The sequence below is a fragment of the Streptomyces sp. NPDC001902 genome (genome assembly GCF_042891295.1).
GTDB lineage: Bacteria > Actinomycetota > Actinomycetes > Streptomycetales > Streptomycetaceae > Actinacidiphila.
The window spans coordinates 204,939-229,371 of sequence record NZ_JBIATA010000013.1; the positions used below are offsets into that span (position 1 = coordinate 204,939).

Here is a 24,433-nt window from a genome sequence, read left to right on the forward strand (position 1 = left end):
CGGCGTGGTCGCCGCGGTCCCCGGCTCCCGCCGCCTAACGCAGCACCGCGTCGGCGCTCTTGTCCCCCACCGTGAAGGTGTACGTCCCGCGCTCGACCCGCCGTGTCCCCGCGCCGTCGATGTCGCCCGGCGTCACGGCGAGCGCGCCGCGCGCGAAGTCGAGCCGCACGGTCCGCTTCTCGCCCGCCTTCAGGTGCACCTTGGTGAAGGCGACCAGCTTGCGCGCCGGCCACAGCACCTCGCTGACCGCCCGTGACGCGTAGACCGGGACAACCAGGTCGCCGTCCCGGGCGCCGGTGTTGGAGACGGTCACCTTGACGCCCTTGGCGTCGGCGGTGAGGGCGTCGTAGGCGTACGTCGTGTACGACAGGCCCGACCCGAAGGGGTAGAGCGCGTCGTACGACGACTCAAGGCCGCCGTTCGTACCCGGCAGCTGCTGGTAGTACATGGGCTCGTTGCCGATGTCCTTCGGCCACGAGACCGGCAGCCGCCCGCTCGGGTTGACCTTGCCGAACAGCACGTCGGCGACGGCGCCGCCGCCCTCGGTGCCGGGCAGCCAGGACATCACCAGGCCGTCGGTGCCGGCCGCGTCGCCCAGGACCAGCGGACGGCCCGCGACGACAACGGTGACGACCGGCTTGCCGCTCGCCTTCAGCGCCTTGACCAGCGCCTGCTGGTCGGCCGACAGTTCGGGCCGCGGGCTGTCCGCGGCGCCCTCGGCGGCGGCCTTCTCGCCGACCACGACGACGGTCAGGTCCGCGCCCTTCGCCTGTGCCACCGCGTCGTCCGCGGTCGCGGCTCGTACGACCTCGGTGCCGGCGGGAGCCGCCGCGCGGATGCCCTCCAAGATGGTCGTCCCGGGCAGTTCGACGCCCTCGGGCACGCCCTGCCAGCCGATCGTCCATCCGCCGGCCTGGTCGTTGATGTCGTCCGCGTACGAGCCCGCCACCACGATGCGCCCCGCGTCCGCGCGCACCGGCAGCACGCCGCCCTCGTTGCGGAGCAGCACCTGCGACTCGGCCGCGGCCCGCCGCGCGAGGGCGGCGTCCGCGCCGAGCACCGCCTTGTCGGCCTTGGCGGGGTCCACGTAGGGGTGCTCGAAGAGGCCGAGCTCGAACTTCAGCCGCAGGATGCGCCCGACGGCCTCGTCGATGCGCCGCGTCGGGACCAGTCCGCGGTCGACGGCCGTCCTCAGGCCCGTGCTCCACTCCTTGGCGAAGTACGGTTCCATCGCCATGTCGAGGCCCGCGTTGACGGCGAGGGCGATCGCCTCCGGGTAGTCCGCGGCGATCTTGTACCGGGTCTGGAGGGCGCGCACGTCCTCCCAGTCGCTGACGGTGACGCCCTTGAAGCCCCACTGCTGACGGAGCACCTTCGTGAGCAGGTACTTCGACGCGGTGGCCGGTACGCCGTTGACGGCACCGGAGTTGACCATCACGGTCTTGGCGCCGGCCTGGACCGCCTGCCGGTAGGAGGGCAGCAGGGTGTCCTGGAGGTAGCGGACGGAGACGTCGGCGGGGACGCGGTCGTGGCCGTTGGAGGGCTCGGAGTAGCCGCCGTAGTGCTTGACGCTGGCGGCGACGCGCTTGGACCCGCCGGCGTGCTCGATGCCCGTGACGGCGGAGGCGGCCAGGGTGCCGGCGAGCAGCGGGTCCTCGCCGTAGGTCTCGTAGTAGCGGCCCCACCGCTGGTCGCGGGCGAGGTCGGCGACGGGGGCGAAGTTCCAGTCGATGCCGGTGGCGGCGACGGCGCGGGCGGTGGCCGCGGCGGAGTCCTCCACCGTGCCCGGGTCCCAGGTGGCGCCGAGGCCGATCTGGTGCGGGAAGACGGTGGCGCCGAGCACGTTGTTGTGCCCGTGGACCGCGTCCACGCCGTACAGGACGGGGATGTGCAGGCGCGTGTTGGTGACCGCGTACTTCTGGACGGCGTTGACCATCTTCGCCCAGTCCTGGGGCGTGTTCCTGGCCGGGGTCATGCCGCCGCCGGAGATCACCGAGCCGACGGGGTAGTCGGCGAGCACGGTCTTCATGCAGCTCTCGTTGAGCTCACCGCCGCTCCACTCGCAGTCGCCCTGGATGCGGGCGACGGCGACCTGGTCCATCTGACCGATCTTCTCCTGCAGGGTCATGCGCCCCAGCAGGTCCTTGACGCGCAGTTCGACGGGCGCGCCGGCCCGGGCGTAGACGGGCCCGTCGGCGCGGGCGGGGACGGAGGCGACCGCGGCGGCGCAGGCGGCCGCGGTCGAGAGGACGAGGAGGTTCCGCCACCGGTTGCGGTTTCTCCGCCGGTCGCGGACGAGGCGTGCGCGCGGTTCGTTCGCTGGCATAGCAGGCATCCCGTTCCTGTCCGGGCCCTTCAGGGCACTGGCCGTAAACGTTTCCGGCTGCTGTCGCACCCGACAGACTGACGCTGACATGACATATCGTCAAGACTGTGACCGTGCTGCGAACCCATGAGGACCCCTCGTCCGCGCCCCCGCCCGGAACCGGCCCCGCGATCACCCTCCGCGAGCTCGCCCGGCGCAGCGGGGTGTCCACCGCGACCGTCTCGCGCGCGCTCAACGGCCGGGCCGAGGTCAGCCAGGCCACCCGCGAGCGCATCCGGCGGCTGGCCGGCGAACTGGGCTACGCGCCCAACGAGCCCGCCCGCACCCTGGTGCGGCGCCGTTCCGACACCATCGGCCTGCTGTGGGACACCGGGCACGAGTCGCGCGGCCTCCACCACCCCTTCCTGCAGGGCCTGCTGAGCTCGGTGCGCACCGCCCTGTCCGACGCGGGCTACCACCTCATGCTGCTCACCACGGCCGGGCCCGGGGACCCGCAGACGACGTACGTCCAGGCCGTGCGGCGGCACAGCCTGGAGGGCGTGATCGCGATGGGCCGGCCCGCCGACGACCGCGCCCTGCGTGCCCTCGCGGCCTCGGGCACCCCCTGCGCCGGTCTTGACGTCGCCCTGGACGGCCCGCGCACGGTCGGCGTCGCCTCCGACAACCCCGGCGGGGCGGAGGCGGCCGTCGCCCACCTGCACTCCCTCGGGCACCGCCGGATCGCCACCGTCACCGGCCCGCCGGAACTCACCCCCGCCGCCGAGCGGCTGGCCGGTTTCCGCACCGCCTGCGCACGCCTCGGGCTGGCGGTGCCGGAGGAGTACGTCGTCCCGGGGGACTTCTTTCTGGACAGCGGGCGCCAGGCGGTCCGGCGGCTGCTCGCCCTGCCCCAGCCGCCGACGGCCCTGTTCGCCGCGGGCGACATGATGGCCATCGGCGCCCTGCACGCCGTCGCCGACGCGGGGCTGTCGGTCCCCGGGGACCTGGCGGTCGTCGGCTTCGACGACATCGACGCGGCCACCCTCGTGCGCCCAGCGCTCACCACGGTCGCCCAGGACCACCGCGCCCTCGGCACCGCGGCCGTCGCGGCCCTGTGCGAGCTGCTCGACCCGCAGGCCGTCCGCCCGCTCCCGCCGCGCGTACTGCCGACGCGGCTGGTCGTCCGCGGCACCTGCGGCGCCCGGCGGACGCCGGCCGCGGGCCCGGGCTCGTGACCGGACGTCACTCGTAGGTGGACGGTGCGGCATTGATCCGTTGTGCCCGGGTACGGTACCGCTTGCCCCGGCCGGGCCGGGCCGGGCCGACGGACCGACAGGGGAGCCCCGCCCATGCAGATCGCCCGCACCGCCGCCGCCCGCACCGCCGCCGCCACCGCGCTCGCCTTCCTCGCCGCCGCCACCGCGACGGCCTGCGGTCCCGCCGACGGCGGCACCACCGGCGACGGCCGGCCCCCAGCGAGCGCTCCGGCCACGTCCGGACCGGCCGACCTGCCCTCGTTCGCCGGCATGGGCCTGCAGGCAGCCCAGGACAAGGCCCAGACGCTGGGCTTCTACCGCCTGGACTCGCACGACGCACTGGGCCGCGGCCGCGAGCAGATCTGGGACCGCGACTGGAAGGTGTGCTTCCAGCGCCCGGCCCCGGGAAGCCGGACCACCACCGTCACCGTCGAGTTCGGCGCCGTGAAGCTCGAGGAGTCCTGCCCCGCCCGGGACGCTCCCCCGCCCGCCTCGGCGGGCCCCACGATGCCCGACCTCACCGGCACGTCCCTGAAGGTGGCCCGCACGACGCTCACCCCCTCGACCGGCATCACGGCGGAGGACGCCTCCGGGCAGGACCGCTTCATCCTCATGGAGAGCAACTGGAAGGTGTGCTCGCAGGCGCCCGCCGCCGGCACCGGGCTCACGGGGCAGCCGGTGGCCTTCAAGGCCGTCAAGTTCGGCGAGGCCTGCCCGTGACCCGCAGGCACGGCACGGGACGCGCCGCCGGCCCGGGACGCGCACGTCCCGGGCCGGCGGCGCCGAGAGGGTCAGTCCTCGTCGGCGAGGATCAGGTAGAGCTTCTTGCGGGCCTCGTTGACCACGGTCAGCGCCTTGTCCCGCTGCTCGGGCGTACCGGTCGCCCAGACCTGCCGGAAGGCGTCGACCAGGCCGGCGCCCGCCTTGCGGATCTCGTTCATGGCCTCCCAGTCGATGCCGCGCCCGGCCTCCTCCCAGGGGGCGTCGGGCCCCGCCTCGGCCTCGGTGCGGCCGGCCTCGGTGAGCGTGAAGAGCTTCTTGCCGCCCTCCGACGCACTGCTGATCAGACCCTCGTCCTCCAGCAGCTGCAACGTCGGGTAGACCGAGCCGGGGCTCGGCTTCCACGCGCCGCCGCTGCGCTCGGCGATCTCCTGGATCATCTCGTAGCCGTGCATGGGCCGGTCGGCCAGCAGCGCCAGGATCGAGGCGCGCACGTCGCCGCGCCGCGCCCGGCCCCGCGGGCCTCCCCTGCCGCCCCGCCCGCCGTGCCACGGCCCGGGCCCCCAGGGCCCACCGCCGAACGGCGGCCCGAACGGGCCGAACGCCGCGCGCCGCCCCTCCTCCTCGAGGTCGCCGCGGCCGTGATGGCCGGGCCCAAAGTGTCCATGTCCATGGGAACGCATGGTGACGCTCCTTCCATCGTCGTACGGTCGCGATACCTCAACGATATATCGGTAACAGTCGCAAGGCAAGGCCCTCCCACCTGCGGCTGTTGTCCCGCCCCATGAGGTCCGGCCCCGGATCGGCAGCGGGCGAGGGGCGTTGGCAGGAGATCCCGCGCGCCGGACGGCGGATCCGGTAGTCCGCACGAAACCCCTTGCACAATGGTCAAGAATCGTTGACCATTGCTCGCATGCCTACCGACGATCTGCCCGAGACGTTCCACGTCACCACTGACGAGCAGTTGCGCGCCGTCTCCAACCTCACGCGTCACCGGATCATGGCCGTGCTCCGCTTCGAGCCCGCGACGATCACGCAGATCGCCGAGCGCGTGGGTCTTGCGAAGGGGAGTTCCAGCTACCACGTACGGCTGCTGGAGCGGGCCGGCCTGGTGAAGGTGGTGCGGACGCGGAAGGTCCGGGGGGTCACCGAGCGGTACTACGCGATGGCCGCACGGTCGATCGAGCTGCCGGACCCGGGCGAGGGAGGGCCGGACGTGCTGATGCGGCACGCGGTGGCGGACCTGGAGGCGGCGCCGGCGGATGCCGAGCGGCATGTGCGGATGGCGCATCTGCGGCTCACCGAGGAGCAGTTCGCGGAGCTGGGGGCGCGACTGCAGGCACTGGCGGACGAGTACCGGGAGCTGTCCGATCCGTCCCTGCCCGATGCGTCACTCGTCTTCGCACTGTTCCACCCGGCGTCGCGCGAGCAGGCCGAAGGGGACGTCAAGTGACTTCGGACATCCGGAAGTTGCCGTCCGGGTTCGGACGGCTGTGGACCGCACAGACGGTGTCCTCGCTCGGTGACGGGGTCACGCATGCCGCACTGCCGCTGCTCGCGTTGACGTTGACGCGGGATCCGATGGCGCTCGCCGTCGTCACGGCCGCCGGAACCTTACCGTGGCTGCTCTTCGGGGTGCTCGGCGGTGCGCTGGTGGACCGCTGGGACCGTCGGCGCACGATGTGGGTCACGGACGCGGCGCGTGCGGTGCTGCTCGCGATACCGGCGGCAGCGGCCGCGCTCGACGGCTTGAGCATTCCGCTGCTCGCGGCCGTCGCCTTCCTCCTCGGCCTCGGCGGGCTCTTCTTCGACACGGCCGCCACGGCCTATCTGCCGGATCTGCTCGGCCGCGACCCCGCGTCCCTGGAGCGCGCCAACTCCCGCCTGCGCGGCACCCAGACCGCCGCGTCCGGCTTCGCCGGGCCACCCGCGGGCAGTGCCCTGCTCGCGCTCGGGCGGGCGGTCCCGCTGCTCGCCGACGCGGTCTCGTTCGCGCTCTCCGCACTGCTCGTACGGTCACTGCCCGCCGCACCCCGGCCCGCACCGCAGGCCCGTGAGTCGCTGCTGCGGCAGGCGCGGGCCGGCGCCTCGTACGTATTCCGGGATCAGCTGCTGCTCGGGCTCGCGCTGCGTCCGGCGGTCGGGAACATCGCCTTCCTCGCCGTGGAGACCGTGCTCGCCCTCTTCGCGCACGACCGCCTCGGCATCGACACCTACGGCTTCGGCCTGCTCCTCACGGCGGAGGCCACCGGCGGTCTGCTCGGCGCAGGCATCGCCTCCTTCCTCGGCCGTCGACTCGGCACCGGCGCCGCCTTGACCTGCACGGCCGCAGTGGAGGGACTCGCCATTGCGGGCCTCGCCGCCGCCCCGAACCCGTACGTCGCCGGCCTCGCGCTGGCCGTCTGCGGAGCGGGCATGGGCGCCACGATGGTGCTCGCGCCCTCCCTCCGACAGGCGATCGTCCCCGCCCACCTGATGGGCCGGGTCGCCTCCACCTCCCGCATGCTCGCCATGTGCGCCGCCCCGTTCGGCGCCTTCCTCGGCGGCTGGCTGGCCACCACCTACGACGTACGCACCCCGCTCTACACCGCCGCCGGCCTCCTCCTCACCATGACCGCCATCACCGCGACCATGACCAGCAACCGCCGGGTCGAGGCGGCGCTGCGTGCCGCCGCCCCGGCCGAGGATCCAGATCACCCGGAAGCCCGGCACCCCGCTCAGGTGCTTGCCGTTGAAGGCTCCGCGAGGTCGTGAAGCCAGTGCTGAGCCCGGCCCGGCGTTCCCCGCCTCGGGCCCGGAGCGTGGGGCGCCCGGCCTCCACGGGATGCCAGGGGGCGCATGCCCTGACCGGGTCCGAGGCCACAAGCCAAGGTCGCAGTGAGCGGACTCCGGTGGGACGACCTCGACGGCGCAGGTCACTTCCTCGGGTGAGCACCGCGCACGGTACAGCGGCCGGACCCGAAGGCCGGGGCGGATGTCACGTGCACAGGCGGATCAGCCATACTGCCCGCCGTGGAGCAGAGCAGAGGTTCGAACATCCCGCTCGTACAGGCCGCCGGCATCGATCCGGCACACGTCCCCGGCATCCTGGGGCCGGAACAGGATGGAGACGACAGAACCGAGGCCGCGGCCTCCGAGACCGACCTTGCGTCCGACGCCGCGGCTGACGTGACGACCGATAGCGGGCCGTCCCCCGCCGCGGCCGCGGAAGAGTCCACCGCCGGCACCGATGACGACGACGACTTTGACGACGACGAAGGCACCGAAGGCTCCGGTGGGGGCCCGGTGTTCGAGGCCGCGGACCGCAGAGGGGCGATCCGGGTGGACCGGGACGGCCTCACCTTCCGGCTGGACGACACCGAGGCCGAGTTCGGTTGGAAAGAGATCGGCGCGCTCGAGGTCGACGTCCCCAAGTGGGGGCATCGGTTCGGCGTCACGGTCTACCTCTCCCCGCGCCGCTGGTTCGAGACGTGGGTCGACGCGCCCAGCCGACGCCGGCTGCGGGCCTGGAGCGACGAGCTCGACGCCGTCCTCGACGTCTACTTCGAAGCCGACACCGAGAAGCACGACTCCGTGGAGGACTAGAGGTTGATTCCAGGCGCCGGCTGCGGCTGGTGTTGAGCGTCGTAGTGGGTCTCGTCCTCGTGGGGTGGAACGCTGCCGACGCGGGAGCACCGGCGGCTGTGGCGCGAGCGCGCCTGATCGACGGCACGCTGACCAAGGGCCGCAACGACGAAGGCGAGGAGCACCGCTCCTCGCCACTGTCAACCTATAGCGCATGGGGGGCCTTGCGGCAAGGCCCCCGTCGTGCCGCAGAATCACCGCCCTGAGTCGGAACCTGCGGGGATGGGTGTGTTGATGATCGACGTCATCGTCGTCGGCGGCGGGCCGACCGGCCTGATGCTCGCCGCTGAGCTGCGGCTGCAAGGCGTGCACGCGCTCGTGCTGGAGAAGGAGGCCGAGCCGGGCGTGCAGACCCGCTCGCGCGGGCTGCACGTACGCAGCGTGGAGGTGTTGGACCAGCGCGGTCTGCTGGAGCGGTTCCTGGCGCAGGGCGAGAAGTTCACGGTCGGCGGGTTCTTCGGCGGCCTCGGGAAGCGGTGGCCCGACGGGCTGGACACCGCCCACTCGTACGTCCTCGCCATCCCGCAGCCGGTCACCGAGCGCCTGCTCGCCGAGCACGCGGGCGAGCTCGGCGTGGAGATCCGGCGCGGCTGCGAACTGACCGGGCTGAACCAGGACGACGGCGGGGTGACCGCCGAGCTGGCCGACGGGACGAGGTTGCGCTCGCGCTACCTCGTCGGCTGCGACGGAGGGCGCAGCACCGTGCGCAAGCTGCTGGGCGTCGGCTTCCCCGGCGAGCCCTCCCGGGTCGAGACGCTGCTGGGCGAGATGGAGGTGGCCGCGCCCCCGGAGACGGTGGCCGCCGTGGTGGCCGAGGTCCGCAGGACGCAGGGGCGGTTCGGCGTCATCCCCGAGCGCAGCGGGCGGCACTGTCTCATCGTGCCCGCGGACGGGGTGGCCGAGGACCGTGCGGCCCCGACCTTCGAGGAGTTCAAGGAGCGGCTGCGGGCGGTCGCCGGCACCGACTTCGGTGTGCACTCGCCGCGCTGGCTCTCCCGCTTCGGCGACGCCACCCGGCAGGCGGAGCGCTACCGGGTGGGCCGGGTGCTGCTCGCCGGCGACGCGGCACACGTCCACCCGCCGACCGGCGGGCAGGGGCTGAACCTGGGCATCCAGGACGCGTTCAACCTCGGCTGGAAGCTCGCCGCCGCGGTCAACGGCTGGGCGCCGGAGGCGCTGCTGGACAGCTACCACGCCGAACGGCACCCGGTGGCCGCAGCCGTGCTGGACAACACCCGCGCGCAGATGCACCTGCTGTCCGCCGAGCCGGGTCCGCAGGCCGTGCGCCGTCTGCTGGCCGAGCTGATGGACTTCGAGGAGGTGAACCGGCACCTGATCGAGAAGATCACCGCGATCGGCATCCGGTACGACTTCGGCGAGGGCCACGACCTGCTCGGCCGGCGGCTGCGGGACGTGGAGCTGAAGCGGGGGCGGCTGTACGGCCTGACGCACGGCGGCCGCGGCCTGCTGCTGGACCGGACGGGCGGACTGTCGGTGGCCGGTTGGGAGGACCGGGTCGACCACGTCGTCGACGTCGCCGAGGAACTGGACGTCCCCGCGGTGCTGCTGCGCCCGGACGGCCACGTCGCCTGGGCCGGCGAGGACCAGCGGGAACTGCTCCGCGTCCTCCCGCGGTGGTTCGGCGCCGCCGCCCGCTGACCGCCCGTGCCCGGCGCCCATGCGGCCGTTAGGCTCCGGGCATGACCGACGATCCCGGATTCACCTGCTCATGCTGCGGCAGCCACCACGCCGAACTCCCGATGAGCTACTCGACGCCGGCCCCGGACTACTGGCAGGCCACCTTCGAGCAGGATCCGGACAGCGTCCTCTCCTCCGACCAGTGCGTCATCAAAGGTGAACACTTCTTCCTCAGGGGCCTGATCGAGATACCGGTGATCGGCGCCGACGAGGTCTTCTCGTGGGGCGTCTGGGTCTCCCTGAGCCGGGACAACTTCGCTCGCGCCCTCGAGGTGTGGGACACACCGGGCCGGGAGTCGGAGAAGCCCTGCTTCGGCTGGCTGAGCACCGAGCTCGCGCTCTACTCGCCCAGCACCGTCAACCTGAAGACGAACGCCCACACGCGGCCGGTCGGGCGGCGCCCGTACATCGAGCTGGAGCCGACCGACCACCCGCTCGCCGTCGAACAGCGCACGGGCATCACCCGTGACCGCGTGCGCGAGATCGCCATGGCGGTGCTGCACCCGCAGTGACCCGCGGGCCGGTGCGCCCGGGCCGGGTCCGGCGCCCCCGTCACCAGGGGGTATCACGTTCCGCCGACGCCGAGTTGCCGAAGGTGACGGCCCGGCCGAGTGGCGTCCGCGGCCCCCGGGGCCGAGACTGCGAGTACGACACACACATCCGATGCCGGACACAGGGCACACCTACCGCTTCCGGATCGCGCGCCCGGACGTATGCCGAGGCGGTGTCGCCTCGGTGCTCAGCTCGACCGGACGTGGTCCGCACCTCTCATGGAGCCGCCATGGCGGACATCCCGGTCGACGTCCTGACCCCCGATCCCGACGAGTCTTCTGCCACCGACCGCGAACGGATCCTCGCCGAGGTGCTGGCACCGGTCGTGCAGGCCGAGCACGTCCCGCTCGACGGCAACTTCTTCACCGACCTCGGCGCGGACTCCATGGTCATGGCCCGCTTCTGCGCGCGGCTCAGGAAGCGCCGGGACATGCCGTCCGTCTCGATCAAGGACGTCTACCGCCATCCGACCGTCAGGAGCCTGGCGGCGGCCCTCGCGCAGGCCCCGCCCCCGGCTGCCGTGCCGGCCGCGGCCTCCCCGGTGGCGGCGCCGTACGGCCCGGGCACGCCGGGGAGCCCGTCCGGTACGCCGCGTTACGTGCTGTGCGCGACGCTGCAACTGCTGTTCTTCCTCGCCTACTCCTATGCCGCGGCCCTCGTCTTCGCGGGCGGCGTGGAGTGGATCGCGGACGGTTCCGGGCTGCTCGGCACCTACCTGCGGGCGGTCGTGTTCGGGGCCGTCGTCTTCCTCGGGGTGTGCGTGCTGCCCATCGTGGCCAAGTGGGTGCTCGTCGGCCGGTGGCGCCCGCGGGAGATCCGCCTGTGGAGCCTGGCGTACGTCCGCTTCTGGTGCGCCAAGACGCTCATCCGGTCGAACCCGCTGGCGCTGTTCGCCGGGTCCCCGGTCTACTCCCTGTACCTGCGGGCGCTCGGCGCGAGGATCGGACGCCGCGTCACGATCCTCACCCGTCACGTACCGGTCTGCACCGACCTGCTCACCGTCGGCGACGGCACGGTGATCCGCAAGGACGTCTTCCTCAACTGCTACCGGGCGCAGTCCGGGGTGATCCGCACCGGGACGGTCACCCTCGGCAGGGACGTGCTGATCGGCGAGGCGACGGTGCTCGACATCGGGACCGCCATGGGCGACGGCACCCAGCTCGGGCACGCCTCCTCGCTGCACACCGGCCAGTCCGTGCCCGACGGCGAACGCTGGCACGGGTCCCCGGCCCAGCCGGCCGGGGTGGACCACCGCCGCGCCGCCGGCGCCGTCCGCTGCGGTGCCGTCCGCAGGGCCGCCTACGGGGCGACTCAGGTGCTGACGGCCCTGATCGTGTACGTCCCCCTGGCCGTCGGCGGTGCCGTCCTGGTGGTCGCCGCGGTCCCGCAGTTCGAGGCGCTGCTGCGACCCGGGCCGACGGCGCTGACGAGCTGGACGTTCTACGTCGACGCCCTGGCCGCGTCCGCGATCTTCTTCTTCGGCGCCGTCGTCGTCGGGGCCCTGCTGTCCGTGAGCGTCCCGCGCGTGCTGGGCCTCCTCGTCCGGCCGGACACGGACTACCCCCTGTTCGGCTTCCGCTACGGGGTGCACCGGGCCGTCGGCTTCCTCACCAACCGGCGCTTCCACAAGGTGCTGTTCGGCGACAGCTCGGCGATCGTCCCCTACCTGCGCCGCCTCGGCTACGACCTTGGCGACGCCGAGCAGACCGGCTCCAACTTCGGCCTCACGGTGCGGCAGGACACCCCCGGTCTGACCAGCGTCGGCAGGGGGACGATGGTCGCCGACGGGCTGTCGGTCATCAACACCGACTACACCGGCACGTCCTTCCGGACGTCACGGGTGACGATCGGCCCGCACAACTTCCTGGGCAACCACATCGCCTTCCCCGCCCGCGGCAGGACCGGTGACAACTGCCTCCTGGCCACGAAGGTGATGGTCCCGCTCGACGGGGAGGTCCGCGAAGGCGTGGGGCTGCTCGGCTCGCCGAGCTTCGAGATCCCCCGGTCCGTCCTGCGGGACAGCAGGTTCGACCACCTCAAGGACGGCGCGACCTTCCGGCGCCGCCTGGCGGGGAAGAACAAGCACAACGCCGCCACCATGGCCCTGCACCTGATGTCGCGGTGGCTGTTCTTCTTCTCGGTCGCGCTGGTGGTGTCGGTCGCCGCGGACCTCTACGCCACGCTCGGCCCGGCGGTGATCGCGCTCGCCAACGTCCTCACGGTGCTGTTCGCCGTCGCCGACATGATGCTGACCGAGCGCGCCACCGCGGGCCCGGGCGGTCTGCGGCCGCTGTACTGCTCGATCTACGAACGTCCCTTCTGGCGGCACGAACGCTACTGGAAGATCACCAACCCGACCGAGGCGATCGCGGTCCTCAACGGCACGCCCTTCAAGACCGTCGTCTGGCGGCTGCTCGGCGTCCGGATCGGCAGCCGGGTCTTCGACGACGGCTGCTACGTGCCGGAACGGTCCCTCGTGGCCATCGGCGACGAGTGCGTCCTCAACGAGGGCACCCGGATCCAGTGCCACTCGCAGGAGGACGGCACCTTCAAGTCGGACCGCACCACGCTGGGCAGCCGTTGCACCGTCGGCGTGGGCGCCCTCGTCCACTACGGCGTCACGATGGGCGACGGGGCCGTCCTCGCGCCCGACTCCTTCCTGATGAAGGGCGAGGAGGTCCCGGAGCGGGCCCACTGGGGCGGCAACCCGGCCCGGGAGATGCGCGGCGCCATGGCCGGCGCTCCCGGCTGAAGGCGCCCCGCAGGAACGCTCGCGCCCCCGCTCGTCCCCACAGTCCTGTAGTTTCCACAGGGTTACCACGGGCGCCCCGCGCCCCGTCCCATCGGAGGGAACCGGCACGATGTTCGGCCTCAGCGAGCTCGCCCTGCTGCTCATCGTGGTCATCGTCCTGATCGGCATCAGGAAGCTCCCCGGCCTCGTGCGCTCCGCCGGGAAGGCCTCCCGCATCCTCAAGAGCGAGGCCGCGGCCATGAAGGCGGACGACGACCCGTCCGCCGACGGACCCGCCCCGCGCGTCATCCGGGCGGCCCCCGGGGACGTGACCCGCAGGACCGACGAGGTGGACGGCACGGGGCGCTGAGCCTCCGCCGGCCGTCGAGCGCGCGGCCGCGGACGCGTGCTTGACGGGCGTGCGAACATCGCCCTGTACGGACCGCCGGGTGAGGGGCAGGGGGAGCCGTGACGGGGTTCGAGACAGCGCTGGTCATCCTCGCGGGCGGTTAAGTCACCGGAGGTGCCTACGACCGGCTGAGGAAAGCCGCGACCGAGCGGCGCGAGGCCCGGCCCGGCAGCAGGAGCTGAACGGACCGCAGCCGGTGTGCGGTTGCGGGCACCACCTCGCCTACCACGACGCGCGCGAGGGCCTGTGCTACGCCTCCGTCCCGGCACCGTCCGGCCGCAAGGACGAGGCCGGCGACAAGGACGAGGCCGAGGCCGAGGACCGGCGGTGTCCGTGCCGGCGGTACGCCGGCCCGGAACCGCTGGCGACCCTGTACGCGCCGGAGATCGCCGCGCCGCCCGCGGAACGTCGCCGGCCCGACGCCGCCGGGTAGCGGCTCAGGCCGCCTCCTCGACCGCCGTGGCCGGTCCGACGAGCTCCTCGAGGACGTCCTCCATCGTGACGTAGCCGAGCAGCGTGCCGTCGTCCCCGGTGACCGCGGCGAGGTGGGTGCCCGCGGCCCGCAGGGCGGTGAGCGTGTCGTCCAGCGGGGTGGTGGGGCGGAGCCGGATGACGGGGTGGAAGGCGCTCGGGGGGAAGGGACGGTCGCGCCCGGCGGCGCCGAGGGTGTCCTTGATGTGGAGGTAACCGAGGACGCCGCCGTCGGCGCCGGTGACCGGCAGACGGGAGTAGCCGGACGCGGCGGCGGTCCGCTCCAGCTCGTCCGGGGTGACCCGCTCGCCGACGGTGACCATGCGGCCGGCCGGTACGAGGATCTCCCCCACCGGACGGCTGCCGAGTTCCAGGGCGTCGCGCAGGCGCTCGCCGCCCGTGACGTCGAGCAGGCCGGCGGCGCTGGAGTCCTGGACCAGTCGGGCCAGTTCGTCGTCGGTGAAGACGGCCGCGACCTCGTTCTTCGGCTCGACGCGCAGCAGCCGCAGCAGGGCGTTGGCGAAGGCGTTGATGCCGAAGACCACCGGGCGCAGCGCGCGGGTGACGTTCACCAGCGGCGGGCCGAGCAGCAGCGCGGCGCGCTCGGGCGCGGCGAGCGCGATGTTCTTGGGCACCATCTCGCCGACCAGCATGTGCAGGTAGGTGGCCGCGGCAAGGGCGATCACGAACGAGATCGGGTGCACCAGCGCGTGCGGGACGTGCGCGGCCTCGAAGCCCGGCTCCAGCAGGTGCGCGATGGCGGGCTCCGCGACCGCGCCCAGCACCAGCGAGGAGACGGTGATGCCCAGCTGCGCGGTGGCCAGCAGGGCGGACAGGTGTTCCAGGCCCCACAGCACGGTGCGGGCACGCTTGTCGCCCCCTTGCGCGCGCGGCTCGATCTGGCTGCGCCGTACGGAGATCAGGGCGAACTCGCCGCCCACGAAGAAGGCGTTCGTCAGCAGCGTGAGGGCGCCGACGGCGAGCTGCAGCGCGGTCATCGGGCGTCCTCCGCGATGCGGGCGACACGGACCCGCTCGGCGACGTGGTGGTCGACGCTGAGCACGGTGAAGCGCCAGCCATCGACCTCGGCGGCGTCGCCCCGGGCGGGGATCCTGCCGAGGGTGGCGGCCAGCAGCCCGGCGACGGTCTCGTACGGGCCCTCGGACGCGGTCAGGCCGATACCGGCGAGCTGGTCCATGCGGACGTTGCCGTCGGCCTCCCAGGACCCGTCGCCGGCGGGGGCGAGGTCGGGCCGCTGCTGGGGGTCGTGCTCGTCGCGCACGTCGCCGACGACCTCCTCCACGACGTCCTCGACGGTGACGACACCGGCCGTGCCGCCGTACTCGTCGATGACGACGGCCATGGTGCGGCGGCTGCGCATCCGGTCCAGCAGCCGGTTCACGGGCAGGCTGTCGGGCACGAGCAGCGGCGCGGTGGCCAGGGCGCTCACGGGTGTGGTGGCGCGTTCCGCGGCCGGAAGGGCCAGGACGTCACGGATGTGGACGGTGCCGATGACCTCGTCGAGGCCGTCCCTGTACACGGGGAAGCGGGACAGCCCGGTGGACAGCGACAGGGCGGCCGCGTCGGCGGCGCTCGCGTGGGCCTCCAGGGCCCGTACGTCCACGCGCGGGGTCATGACGTTCTCCGCGGTCAGCTCGCTCAGGTGGAGCGTGCGGACGAAGAGCTCGGCGGAGTCGGGCTCCAGGACGCCCACGGCGGCGGAGTGGCGGGCCAGGGCCCGCAGCTCGTCCGGTGTGCGGGCGGAGGCCAGTTCCTCCGCCGGTTCCAGGCCGAACCGGCGCACCAGGCGGTTCGCGGCGTCGTTGAGGTGGTTGATCAACGGCGAGAAGGCCGCGGTGAAGCCGCGCTGCGGCCCGGCCACCACCTTCGCGACGGCCAGCGGGCTGGAGATCGCCCAGTTCTTGGGCACCAGCTCGCCGATCACCATCAGCACCACGGTCGAGACGACGACACCCAGGACGGTCGCCGTCATGGACGCGGCGCCCTCGGGCAGGCCGGCGGCCTCGATCGGGCCGCTCAGCAGCGCCGCCAGGGACGGTTCGGCGAGCATGCCGATGACCAGTGAGGTCACCGTGATGCCCAGCTGCGCGCCGGACAGCTGCAGCGTCAACCGCCGCACGGCCTTGAGGGCGCCGTCCGCGCCGCGCTCACCGGCAGCGGCGGAACGTTCCAGCTCACCGCGCTCCACCGTGGTCAGGGAGAACTCCGCCGCGACGAACACCGCACAGGCCAGGGTCAGCAGCAGGGCCAGCAGCAGGAGCAGCACTTCGGTCACCGTGTCACCCCCGTTCCCACGCCTCGGCGGGCCTCTCGGGGTATGACACGGTCGGTACTCGGGGGATGGTCCATCGCGGGAACCGCGGCTCCTTCTTCGTGCTCGGTACGACGGGTTTCCCCCATGGTAAAGGAAGCGCAAAAGCCACGGTCGGCGGACGGACCCCTGGTCACCGCCCGCCCTCTCCCCTCACGGCCGGCCGGAGACCACTCGGCCATCAGGACGTCTTGGGAACTTCTTTACCTGACGTGGTAGTTCTGCGGGTGGTCCGCAGGGGCCTGCGGCCGGCGGCACGGCCCGATCCACCGCGGGCCGCGGCCCGCCCGTCTGCGGCCACTGCCACCGTACGACCTCATGTCGCGCACCTCCCCGAGCGGCGCCGCCGCCGGGCCGCCGCCCCGACCATCCGTGGAGTCACCCCCCGATGTCCTGGTTCGAAGCCGCCGTCCTCGGCCTGCTGCAGGGGCTCACCGAGTTCCTGCCCGTGTCCTCCAGCGCGCACCTGCGCGTGTTCTCCGCCCTGGCCGGCTGGAAGGACCCGGGGTCCGCCTTCACGGCCGTGACGCAACTGGGCACCGAGACGGCCGTGCTGATCTACTTCCGCCGCGACATCGTCTCGATCGTCAAGGCCTGGACGACGTCCCTCTTCGTGCCCGACCGGCGCAAGGACCCGAACGCCCGCATGGGCTGGTTCGTCATCATCGGGACGATCCCCATCGCGGTCCTCGGCGCGGTGTTCCAGCACAGCATCGAGACGTCACTGCGCGATCTACGGATCACCGGCACCGTGCTGATCCTCTTCGGGCTGGTCCTCGCCGTGGCCGACCGCAGCCGGGCGATCCGCAACGCCAAGCCCATCACCGAGCTGACGCTCCCCCACGCCCTCGGCTACGGCTTCGCCCAGTCCCTCGCCCTCATCCCCGGCGTCTCCCGCTCCGGCGGCACCATCAGTGCGGGCCTCTTCCTCGGCTACAGCCGTGAGGCGGCGGCCCGTTACTCGTTCCTGCTGGCCATCCCCGCGGTGCTCGCGTCCGGCACCCTGGAGCTGTTCAAGATCGGCGACGGCGCCGCCCCCGCCTGGGGGCCGACGCTGCTCGCCACCGGGATCGCCTTCGTCGTGGGCTACGCGGCCATCGCCTGGTTCCTCAAGTACGTCTCCACGCACAGCTTCACGCCGTTCGTGGTCTACCGCGTGCTCCTCGGCGTACTGATCATCGGACTGGTCGCCGCCGGTGCGGTCGCACCGGGCGCGGGAGGCGTGGGCTGACCGGCCCGGCCGGTCCGCGCCCCGTTCCCCGCCCCGTTTCCCGGCTCAGTCCTCGTCGTCCGAGTCGTCGTCGCCCTGGTCGTCGCCCTGGTCGTCCTGGCCGGCGGACGGTGCGCCGGCACCGGGCGCGGGCCCGGTCCCCTGGGTCGGCGTCGCGCTGGGACCGGTGGTGGGGGTCTTCGCGGAGCTGCTCTCCGGCGAGAACAGGAGCATGCCGAGGAGCACCGCCACCGCGAAGGCCACCACCCCGGCGATGGCGCTCGCGACGCGGGGCCGGTAGCGGATGAACTCGCCGGGGCTGCGTCGCTGCGCCGGAGCCGCCCGCCGCCTCGACGCCGGCCCCGGCCGCGCGGAGCGTGTCGCCGTCGGCCGCACCTGCGGCGCGGTACCGGCCTCGTGGCCCACGACGTTCGGGGCGCCGTGCGACGGCACGGTGGCGGGCAGGGACACCGGGTGCGCGCGCCACGCGTCGGTGCGGAACCAGTCGGCCACGTCCTGGGCCGAGGGCCGGTCCTCCGGCTGCTTGGCGAGGAGCCCGAGCAAATACCCCTCGAAGGCGGCGGGCAGATCGGCGCCGAGCTGGGAGGGCGGCACGGGGGCGCTGTCGATGTGCTGGTAGAGCAGGGCCGTGGCGCTGTCGCCCTGGAACGGCGTACGGCCCGTCAGCAGCTGGTACAGGACGCACCCGAGGGCGTAGACGTCGGAGGCCGGCCCCGCAGTCCGGCCCAGTGCCCGCTCGGGGGCGAGGTAGAGGCTGGTGCCGACGATCTGTCCGGTCATGGTGAGCGCGGCGGCCGGATCGTCGACGAACCGGGCGATCCCGAAGTCACCGATCTTGAGCGATCCGGCGGCGTCGAGCATCAGGTTGCCGGGCTTGATGTCGCGGTGGACGATGCCCTGCTGGTGGGCGGCCGCCAGGCCCGCGGCCGCCTGCGCGGCCACGACCGCGACGTGATCGGCGCCGAGCACGTGCCCTGCCTCCAGCAGCTGGCCCAGGCTGTCGCCCTCGACCAGTTCCATGACGAGGAAGAACCGCCCGTCCCAGGAACCGAAGTCGAAGACCGCCACGACGTGCGGGTGACCCAGGCGCGCCGCCGTCTGCGCCTCCAGCCGGAACCGCGCGGCCGCCGAGGCGTCGGAACCGTCGCCCAGCAGGAGCTTCACGGCGACGGGACGTCCCAGCACCTCGTCGGTCGCCCGCCACACCTCGCCCATGCCACCGCGGCCGATGGGCGCGTCCAAGCGATACCGATCCGCCACCAGCACGTCGTACGACCTCGATCCCGCGAGCCAAACCAGACCTTGCTTAAGGTACTTCACCCGCGCACCCGTGGTGACCTGCGGCCGCAACCGCCGGGGGACTCACACCTCGCCCAGGAACCCCGGGTCCGCCGGGCCCGTCCACCGGGCGAAGTCGGCGGCGAACGCGAGGACTTGGCTCATCGGAACCGCCTGCCGGGTGGTCGCCGCGAGATCGGCGTGGGCCTCCTCGGACCACAGGAACGGGTACACCGCGATCCCCTGCGAGGGCGTGAGGGCAGTTGCCTCCTCGCGCCAGCCCGGCCAGCGCAGCCCGTCGTAGAACGTCTCCAGCCGTCCCGACAGCAGCCAGGCGACCCAACCGGAGTAGTCCATCTCCATCGCCTCCCAGGCGAGGGTGTCGGGCGCGAAGTAGGTCATCTGGCCCGGCATTCCCGGCCGGCCCACGGCCGCGGGAGCGTGGCCGTTGAGCGCGAAGACCCCGCCCACCGCGTCATGGCCGACGACGAGACCGGTGCCGGGATGCCAGGCCGGGTCGAGGACCGCGGGGAAGCGGTTGACCTGTCCCAGGCTCGGCAGGCCTCCACCGGCGACCGGGCCGCCGCCGAACACCCGTACCCACCCGTCGTCCAGCAGCACCCCGCCGGTGTTCAGCACCAGGGCACCCAGCGCCGAACGCGCGGTGACCTGCAACTGCAGCAGGCACCGCATCCCTTCGGCACGGTCGCCGGGCAGCACCCGGGCGGCCACGGGGCCACCGGTGAGCCCGGCCTCCAGTTCCGGCCACGCCGGGGTGTCCACGTCGGTCAATTCGTCGATCTGCCGCACCCGAGGATGATCGCAGCCCGATGCCCGCCCGCCGGGGGCGGGGTGGGTGCGGTGCCGCGGAACCTCAGGTCACCTCGGACCGGTTGCGCGTCGGGACCGCCGCACGGCAGCGTGCGAGTCGGTCGAGGGGTCGCTTCCGGCCCATCGGGAGGAGGAAAGGTGAACACGGTCCTCGCATGGCGGCGCCTGCTCGGAGGCGTCCTCCTCCTCGCCGGCGTCGTCACGGCGGCGCACGGCTTCGGCACCTCGCAGGCCGGTGGCGCGGGCGGAACGGTCGTGGTCACCGTGGTCCTGGCGGGCTGCGGTGCCCGCCTCGTCCGTACCGCGGCCCCCGGCCGGCGCTGAGCCGGACCGGCGCCCCGGCTCAGCGCCGGTCGCCCCAGGCCGCGTTGTGCAGGAAGTAGGTGGGTGACCTCGCCCAGGGCGATGCGCTGCAAGTGGCGGAAGTACTCGAAGCGTTCGACGCCCGGGGTGATGACGATGAGCATGTCGGCGTCGCACCCGGGCGCCGCGGCGAAGGCGTGCGGGCGGCCGGGCGGGACGACGACCAGGTCGCCGGCGCCTGCGGTGACGACCTCGTCCCCGGAAAGGAACCGGGCTTCGCCGTCGAGCATGTAGAACATCTCGGCCGACCGGTCGTGCCGGTGCGGGCGGGCGCCGTCGGCGCCCCCGGTCAGGGTCACGCGCTGGGTGGAGAGCGCGCCTCCCGTCGCACTGCTGTCGGCCAGCAGCCGGACGGTGGTGGGGGCGCGGCCGATGACCTCGGCCTCGGTGGAGCGGACGATCACGGAGGCGTCGAAGTCGGGCACGATCAATGACATTGCGAACTCCTTGTCCGGGTGGTGACGGGTCTTCGGGAGCTGCCGGGTCACACGGCGAAGAGCAGGGCGGCGCTGACGAGGACGACGACCGCGGTGGCGAAGTGGATGCCGAAGGCCACCGCCTTGGTGCCTCCGTGCCGCAGGACCACCAAGGTGTCGCCGAGCGGGACGAGCGCCACGACCAGCATGAACCAGGCCTCGGCGCGGGCACCGGCGAAGGCGAGCAGGGCCAGGCCCATCACCCCGAAGGTGGCGTCCCGCAGGCCCTTGACGGTGAGGTAGGCGGCAGTCCCGTCCCCGTCGGCGGGCACGCCGTAGCCGGCGGCCGCGGGGCGGGGCTGGAGCAGGAACCGGACTCCGATGAAGAGCACCAGGAGGTCGAGCACGACGGCCAGGGCGTACGCGGTGGTGGTCACGTCCACATCTCCTTGCTAGCAGCGCTAGGGACAAGAGCGAAGCTAGCAGAGCGTCGACAGAAGGTCTAGCAGTGCTAGAATTTCTGCATGACGATCCGGACGCGCCGGGAGCGCGAGCGAGCCGAGCGCGAGCAGCTGATCATCACGGCCGCGCGGGAACTGGCCGAGGCCGAGGGCTGGGACGCCGTCACCACGCGGCGGCTGGCCGCCGAGATCGAGTACAGCCAGCCCGTCCTGTACAGCCACTTCAAGGGCAAGGACGCGATCATGGCCGCCGTAGCGGTGCAGGGGTTCGCGGAGCTGGCCGCCGAACTGCGGGAGGCGCGCACCGCGGTGGCGGGTCCGCGGGAGACCCTCGCCGCGGTGGGCGAGGCGTACACGGCGTTCGCGCGGCGGCGGCCGGCCCTCTACGGCGCGATGTTCACCCACCACGTCGGCCTGCCGTTCGCCACGCCCGAGGCCCCGGCGGCCCTGCGCGAGGCGTTCGGCGAACTGCTGCGGGCCGTGGAGCCGGTCGCGGGCGCCGGCGACGCGCCGGACCTCCTCACCGAGACCTACTGGGCGTCCCTGCACGGTCTGGTCACCCTCATGCGCAGCGGCCGGCTGCCGGAAGGGGCGCACGAGCGCCGCCTCGCCCTGCTGAACGGACGCTTCACCAACAGCGGTTGAAGCACCGGCGGCACACGCCGCACCCTCCACCGCCCGGCACCGCTCAGGGGACGAGGACGGTGAGCGAGGTGGCGGTGACGGCGAACCCCAGCTGCTCGTACCGCCGGCGAGCGGGATTGCCGTCGCTCACCGCCAGGGCGATCCTCGGGAGACCGCCGGCCGCCGCGTCCGCCAGCGCCCGGCGCAGCAGCCGGGAACCGAGGCCGGCGTGGCGGGGGTCCGGCTGCCGGAAGACCGTCGCGACCCACGGGAGGCCGTCCCGGTCCGTCACCACGACCCCCGCGACGACGTGGCCGTCCCCGTCGACGGCCAGGGTGCTGCACGGCAGGACCGGCCCGAGCACGGCGCCCGACAGCACCGGAGCCAGCTGGGCTTCGAGGGCCTCCTCGTCACTTCCTTGATGGTGGTCGGGATGGCCCGGCCCGAAGGCGGCACGCCACGCGGGGAACAGCTCGTGTGCCTCCCGGTCGCAGGGTACGGCGCGCAGTCCGCCCGGCAGGGGCGCCGGGGCCCACTCGCGCGGCGGGGGGTCGGCGACGAGGTCGCGCTCCATCGTGTGCGCGTGCCGGAGGACCCGGGCACCGTGCCGGACGAGCTGCTCCCCGAGTTCGACGGAACCCGACACGGCCCACCCCGGCATGCCCGCGAGCACGGCCGGTACGGGGTCGGGTCCCACCGCCTCCGCGAGGTCGGCCCACGGCCGGCCGTCCCGGACCCCCTCGACGTACGTCAGTTCCGGCAGTCCCCCGGGGCCGTGCAGGACCAGGCGCTCTTCTTCGTGCACGGCCACTCAGTACCCGCCCACCGGCATCGGCATCGCTCTCATGCGGCCCATGCTGCGGGCCGCCCGCCGGTGCGGGCAACCGGTTTCCGGACGGGGGACGCCCTGCCGCACCGGTGCGCCGGTGCACCGGTGCACCGGACCCTCAGGCCTGCGGGGCCGGGTAGGTCGGGTACTCGACCTCGGACACGTGCTGCACGACACGGACGACCTGGCACGAGTAGCCGAACTCGTTGTCGTACCAGAGGTAGAGGATGGCGTTGTCGCCGTCGACCTTGGTGGCGCCGGCGTCGACGATCGAGGCGTGCCGCGAGCCGATGAAGTCGCTGGAGACGGCGTCGGGGGCGCTGATGAAGTCGATCTGGCGCTTGAGCGGCGAGGTCAGCGACACCTCGCGGAGGTGGTCGAGGACCTCCTCGCGGGTGGTCTCCCTGGCGAGCTGCAGGCTGAGGATCGCGATCGAGACGTCCGGCACCGGCACGCGGATGGAGCTGCCGGTGATCCTGGCCTTGAGGTCGGGCAGCGCCTTGGCGACGGCCGAGGCGGCACCGGTCTCGGTGATGACCATGTTGAGCGGCGCCGAACGGCCGCGGCGGTCGGAGCTGTGGTAGTTGTCCAGCAGGTTCTGGTCGTTGGTGAACGAGTGGACCGTCTCGACGTGGCCGCGCAGGACGCCGTACTCGTCCGCCATCGCCTTCAGCGGGGGCACGATCGCGTTGGTGGTGCAGGAGGCGCAGGACAGGATCCGCTCGTCCGGCTTGATCATGTCGTGGTTGACGCCGTGGACGACGTTGGGGACGTCGCCCTTGCCCGGCGCGGTCAGGACGACCTTGTCGATGCCGGGGCGCAGGTGCTGCGAAAGGCCTTCGCGGTCACGCCACTTGCCGGTGTTGTCGATGAGGATGGCGTCCTTGATGCCGTACGCGGTGTAGTCCAGCGACGTCGGGTCGTCGGCGTGGATCACCTTGATGGCGTTGCCGTTGGCGACGATCGTGCTGTTCGCCTCGTCCACGGTGATCGTGCCCTGGAACTGGCCGTGGATGGAGTCGCGGCGCAGCAGCGAGGCGCGCTTGACGAGGTCTTCGCCGGCCCGGCCGGCCCCCTTGCGGACGACGATGGCGCGCAGCCGCAGGCCGTTGCCGGAACCGGCCTTCTCGATCAGCAGCCGGGCGAGGAGGCGGCCGATGCGGCCGAAGCCGTAGAGGACGACGTCGCGCGGCTCACGCCGCTCGATCTTGTTGGCACCCGTGGCGCCCGCGACGGCCGCCGCGGTGAACTCGGCCACCGACAGCCCGCGGTCGTCGGCCCGGTACGTCGCGGCGAGCATGCCGAGGTCGATCTGGGACGGGCCGAGGTCGAGCGTGGTGAGTGCGTGCAGGAACGGCAGCGTCTCGGTGACCGAGAGCTCCTCGCCGGCGATCTGCCGGACGAAGCGGTGGGCCTTGAGGATGCTGATCACCGACTTGTTCACCAAGGAGCGGCTGTGCAGCAGGACGGTCACGTCCCGCTCCCTGTGCAGCTTCCCGATGATCGGAATCATCGATTCCGCGATCTCCTCGCGGTGCTTCCAGTCGGTGAACGAGTCCTCGTTGACAGTCACAGGCTTATCTTTCGAGCTAGGCGGTGCTCATATGTTAACCACACCGCCATCTCGCTCTTGCCGCGGGTCCCACCGGGTGACGTCAGGAGACGGCGATGACCCCCACCGCCGCCGAGCCGGTCTTCGCGCGCAGGAGGACGTCGTAGAGGTACCGGTCACCGTCGCGCGGCGCCACGACCGCCCGCGCCCCGGTCGGCAGCGCCCGGGACACGGCCTCGTGCCGCTCCCCCGGCGCCGACCCGCTGACGGCCACGAGCCGCACCGGGGTGCTGCCGATGTTCTCGAACGTCACGGAACGGGTCCGGGGACAGGGGCCGTCGTGCTCACCGGTGCAGTGGAAGCGGACGTCGCCGAGGTTCACCAGCCCGCACGAGACGTCGGTGGCGAAGGCGAAGTGCGAGGAGCAGACAGCCCCCACCCGCAGGTCCTCCGCGGGGGCCTGCGCGGCGGCCGTGTGGCCGGGGCGGGGCGCATCCGCGCAGGAGACGGCGGACACACCGAGTGCGGCCGTGACGAGTGCTGCGGGCAGGAGTGCTGTGCGCACCTGTGGCTCCAGAAGTGGTGCAGTCGGTGAGTCCCGCTCACCGGGGTGCCGGCCCGCGCCGGACCGGCGCGGGCGAAGGACGGGAAAGGGCAGGACAGGGCAGGGGCCCCGAACAGGGGGCCCGAACGCGATGGGGCCCGTACGCGGGTGGGGCCCGGAAGCCGTGGCTCGCGGGCCCCGCCCTC

The 24,433-nt window shown here is 73.0% G+C and carries 23 protein-coding genes and 1 pseudogene; 13 read left to right on the top strand and 11 right to left on the bottom strand.

Annotation, left to right across the window (positions count from 1 at the left end; translation table 11 throughout):
• Window positions 1–34: 34 nt before the first annotated feature.
• Window positions 35–2,326: a glycoside hydrolase family 3 N-terminal domain-containing protein gene (locus tag ACFYYN_RS22435; protein ID WP_500547244.1), complete on the bottom strand. Its 2,292-nt coding sequence runs from the start codon at window positions 2,324–2,326 to the stop codon at window positions 35–37.
• 107 nt (window positions 2,327–2,433) lie between these two features.
• Between ACFYYN_RS22435 and ACFYYN_RS22440 the strand changes: the two genes are divergently transcribed.
• Both ACFYYN_RS22440 and ACFYYN_RS22445 read left to right on the top strand, forming a co-directional pair.
• Window positions 2,434–3,540 carry a LacI family DNA-binding transcriptional regulator gene (locus tag ACFYYN_RS22440; protein WP_500547245.1) on the top strand — a complete coding sequence of 369 codons (1,107 nt, stop codon included), beginning with the start codon at window positions 2,434–2,436 and terminating at the stop codon, window positions 3,538–3,540.
• A 114-nt stretch (window positions 3,541–3,654) separates the two neighbouring features.
• Window positions 3,655–4,281: a hypothetical protein gene (locus tag ACFYYN_RS22445; RefSeq protein WP_500547246.1), complete on the top strand. Its 627-nt coding sequence runs from the start codon at window positions 3,655–3,657 to the stop codon at window positions 4,279–4,281.
• 71 nt (window positions 4,282–4,352) lie between these two features.
• On the opposite strand, the gene ACFYYN_RS22450 is transcribed toward ACFYYN_RS22445, so the two are convergent.
• Window positions 4,353–4,964, bottom strand: coding sequence for a PadR family transcriptional regulator (locus ACFYYN_RS22450; RefSeq protein ID WP_500547247.1), 612 nt, complete (start codon window positions 4,962–4,964; stop codon window positions 4,353–4,355).
• Between the two features lie 230 nt (window positions 4,965–5,194).
• Here ACFYYN_RS22450 and ACFYYN_RS22455 point away from each other — a divergent pair, with 230 nt between their 5' ends.
• The 8 genes from ACFYYN_RS22455 to ACFYYN_RS22490 all read left to right on the top strand — a co-directional run bounded on the left by ACFYYN_RS22455 (window position 5,195) and on the right by ACFYYN_RS22490 (window position 13,728).
• Complete coding sequence (locus tag ACFYYN_RS22455) at window positions 5,195–5,734, top strand: ArsR/SmtB family transcription factor (protein WP_500547248.1); 540 nt, start codon at window positions 5,195–5,197, stop codon at window positions 5,732–5,734.
• Window positions 5,731–7,035 carry an MFS transporter gene (locus ACFYYN_RS22460; RefSeq protein WP_500547249.1) on the top strand — a complete coding sequence of 435 codons (1,305 nt, stop codon included), beginning with the start codon at window positions 5,731–5,733 and terminating at the stop codon, window positions 7,033–7,035. Before ACFYYN_RS22455 ends, ACFYYN_RS22460 begins: the two co-directional genes overlap by 4 nt.
• Before the next feature lie 258 nt (window positions 7,036–7,293).
• Window positions 7,294–7,866, top strand: coding sequence for a hypothetical protein (locus ACFYYN_RS22465; RefSeq protein WP_500547250.1), 573 nt, complete (start codon window positions 7,294–7,296; stop codon window positions 7,864–7,866).
• A gap of 273 nt (window positions 7,867–8,139) precedes the next feature.
• A complete protein-coding gene (gene rox / locus ACFYYN_RS22470; RefSeq protein ID WP_500547277.1) occupies window positions 8,140–9,564 on the top strand; it encodes a rifampin monooxygenase in 1,425 nt (474 codons plus the stop codon).
• Window positions 9,565–9,605: 41 nt separating this feature from the next.
• Complete coding sequence (locus ACFYYN_RS22475; protein WP_500547251.1) at window positions 9,606–10,115, top strand: DUF2199 domain-containing protein; 510 nt, start codon at window positions 9,606–9,608, stop codon at window positions 10,113–10,115.
• A 269-nt stretch (window positions 10,116–10,384) separates the two neighbouring features.
• Window positions 10,385–12,907: a Pls/PosA family non-ribosomal peptide synthetase gene (locus ACFYYN_RS22480; RefSeq protein WP_500547252.1), complete on the top strand. Its 2,523-nt coding sequence runs from the start codon at window positions 10,385–10,387 to the stop codon at window positions 12,905–12,907.
• Between the two features lie 109 nt (window positions 12,908–13,016).
• Window positions 13,017–13,256: a twin-arginine translocase TatA/TatE family subunit gene (locus ACFYYN_RS22485; RefSeq protein WP_500547253.1), complete on the top strand. Its 240-nt coding sequence runs from the start codon at window positions 13,017–13,019 to the stop codon at window positions 13,254–13,256.
• Between the two features lie 235 nt (window positions 13,257–13,491).
• Entirely contained in the window at window positions 13,492–13,728 is a 237-nt protein-coding gene (locus ACFYYN_RS22490) for a hypothetical protein (RefSeq protein ID WP_500547254.1), read from the top strand.
• Window positions 13,729–13,732: 4 nt separating this feature from the next.
• Here the strand turns inward: ACFYYN_RS22490 and ACFYYN_RS22495 are convergent, their stop codons facing one another.
• A complete protein-coding gene (locus tag ACFYYN_RS22495; RefSeq protein WP_500547255.1) occupies window positions 13,733–14,764 on the bottom strand; it encodes a hemolysin family protein in 1,032 nt (343 codons plus the stop codon).
• Window positions 14,761–16,062, bottom strand: a complete 1,302-nt coding sequence (locus tag ACFYYN_RS22500) for a hemolysin family protein (RefSeq protein WP_500547256.1) — start codon at window positions 16,060–16,062, stop codon at window positions 14,761–14,763. Before ACFYYN_RS22500 ends, ACFYYN_RS22495 begins: the two co-directional genes overlap by 4 nt.
• Before the next feature lie 424 nt (window positions 16,063–16,486).
• On the opposite strand from ACFYYN_RS22500, the gene ACFYYN_RS22505 reads away from it, so the two are divergent.
• Complete coding sequence (locus ACFYYN_RS22505) at window positions 16,487–17,329, top strand: undecaprenyl-diphosphate phosphatase (protein ID WP_500547257.1); 843 nt, start codon at window positions 16,487–16,489, stop codon at window positions 17,327–17,329.
• Window positions 17,330–17,374: 45 nt separating this feature from the next.
• Here ACFYYN_RS22505 and ACFYYN_RS22510 read toward each other — a convergent pair whose 3' ends face one another.
• Window positions 17,375–18,595 (bottom strand): serine/threonine-protein kinase, encoded by a 1,221-nt coding sequence (locus ACFYYN_RS22510; RefSeq protein ID WP_500547258.1) that lies wholly within the window; start codon window positions 18,593–18,595, stop codon window positions 17,375–17,377.
• Window positions 18,596–18,691: 96 nt separating this feature from the next.
• Complete coding sequence (locus ACFYYN_RS22515) at window positions 18,692–19,417, bottom strand: DUF2625 family protein (protein WP_500547259.1); 726 nt, start codon at window positions 19,415–19,417, stop codon at window positions 18,692–18,694.
• Between the two features lie 159 nt (window positions 19,418–19,576).
• On the opposite strand from ACFYYN_RS22515, the gene ACFYYN_RS22520 reads away from it, so the two are divergent.
• Entirely contained in the window at window positions 19,577–19,762 is a 186-nt protein-coding gene (locus ACFYYN_RS22520; protein ID WP_500547279.1) for a hypothetical protein, read from the top strand.
• Window positions 19,763–19,827: 65 nt separating this feature from the next.
• Here the strand turns inward: ACFYYN_RS22520 and ACFYYN_RS22525 are convergent.
• Together ACFYYN_RS22525 and ACFYYN_RS22530 are read right to left on the bottom strand one after the other, a co-directional pair.
• A pseudogene (locus tag ACFYYN_RS22525) lies at window positions 19,828–20,238 on the bottom strand (cupin domain-containing protein); the annotation flags it as partial.
• Between the two features lie 47 nt (window positions 20,239–20,285).
• Window positions 20,286–20,654, bottom strand: coding sequence for a DUF4267 domain-containing protein (locus ACFYYN_RS22530; RefSeq protein ID WP_500547260.1), 369 nt, complete (start codon window positions 20,652–20,654; stop codon window positions 20,286–20,288).
• 87 nt (window positions 20,655–20,741) lie between these two features.
• Between ACFYYN_RS22530 and ACFYYN_RS22535 the strand changes: the two genes are divergently transcribed.
• A complete protein-coding gene (locus tag ACFYYN_RS22535) occupies window positions 20,742–21,323 on the top strand; it encodes a TetR/AcrR family transcriptional regulator (RefSeq protein ID WP_500547261.1) in 582 nt (193 codons plus the stop codon).
• A gap of 43 nt (window positions 21,324–21,366) precedes the next feature.
• On the opposite strand, the gene ACFYYN_RS22540 is transcribed toward ACFYYN_RS22535, so the two are convergent.
• The 3 genes from ACFYYN_RS22540 to ACFYYN_RS22550 all read right to left on the bottom strand — a co-directional run bounded on the left by ACFYYN_RS22540 (window position 21,367) and on the right by ACFYYN_RS22550 (window position 24,248).
• Window positions 21,367–22,107, bottom strand: coding sequence for a GNAT family N-acetyltransferase (locus ACFYYN_RS22540; protein WP_500547262.1), 741 nt, complete (start codon window positions 22,105–22,107; stop codon window positions 21,367–21,369).
• A gap of 142 nt (window positions 22,108–22,249) precedes the next feature.
• Window positions 22,250–23,704, bottom strand: coding sequence for a glyceraldehyde-3-phosphate dehydrogenase (locus ACFYYN_RS22545; protein ID WP_500547263.1), 1,455 nt, complete (start codon window positions 23,702–23,704; stop codon window positions 22,250–22,252).
• Window positions 23,705–23,786: 82 nt separating this feature from the next.
• Entirely contained in the window at window positions 23,787–24,248 is a 462-nt protein-coding gene (locus ACFYYN_RS22550) for a hypothetical protein (protein ID WP_500547264.1), read from the bottom strand.
• Window positions 24,249–24,433 lie beyond the last annotated feature (185 nt).

Bases quoted from the DNA above. Each gene is read 5' to 3' on its own strand.
- ACFYYN_RS22435 (WP_500547244.1), bottom strand. From the start codon at position 2,326: ATGCCAGCGAACGAACCGCGCGCACGCCTCGTCCGCGACCGGCGGAGA.
- ACFYYN_RS22445 (WP_500547246.1), top strand. From the start codon at position 3,655: ATGCAGATCGCCCGCACCGCCGCCGCCCGCACCGCCGCCGCCACCGCG.
- ACFYYN_RS22450 (WP_500547247.1), bottom strand. From the start codon at position 4,964: ATGCGTTCCCATGGACATGGACACTTTGGGCCCGGCCATCACGGCCGC.
- ACFYYN_RS22455 (WP_500547248.1), top strand. From the start codon at position 5,195: ATGCCTACCGACGATCTGCCCGAGACGTTCCACGTCACCACTGACGAG.
- rox (WP_500547277.1), top strand. From the start codon at position 8,140: ATGATCGACGTCATCGTCGTCGGCGGCGGGCCGACCGGCCTGATGCTC.
- ACFYYN_RS22475 (WP_500547251.1), top strand. From the start codon at position 9,606: ATGACCGACGATCCCGGATTCACCTGCTCATGCTGCGGCAGCCACCAC.
- ACFYYN_RS22480 (WP_500547252.1), top strand. From the start codon at position 10,385: ATGGCGGACATCCCGGTCGACGTCCTGACCCCCGATCCCGACGAGTCT.
- ACFYYN_RS22485 (WP_500547253.1), top strand. From the start codon at position 13,017: ATGTTCGGCCTCAGCGAGCTCGCCCTGCTGCTCATCGTGGTCATCGTC.
- ACFYYN_RS22495 (WP_500547255.1), bottom strand. From the start codon at position 14,764: ATGACCGCGCTGCAGCTCGCCGTCGGCGCCCTCACGCTGCTGACGAAC.
- ACFYYN_RS22505 (WP_500547257.1), top strand. From the start codon at position 16,487: ATGTCCTGGTTCGAAGCCGCCGTCCTCGGCCTGCTGCAGGGGCTCACC.
- ACFYYN_RS22535 (WP_500547261.1), top strand. From the start codon at position 20,742: ATGACGATCCGGACGCGCCGGGAGCGCGAGCGAGCCGAGCGCGAGCAG.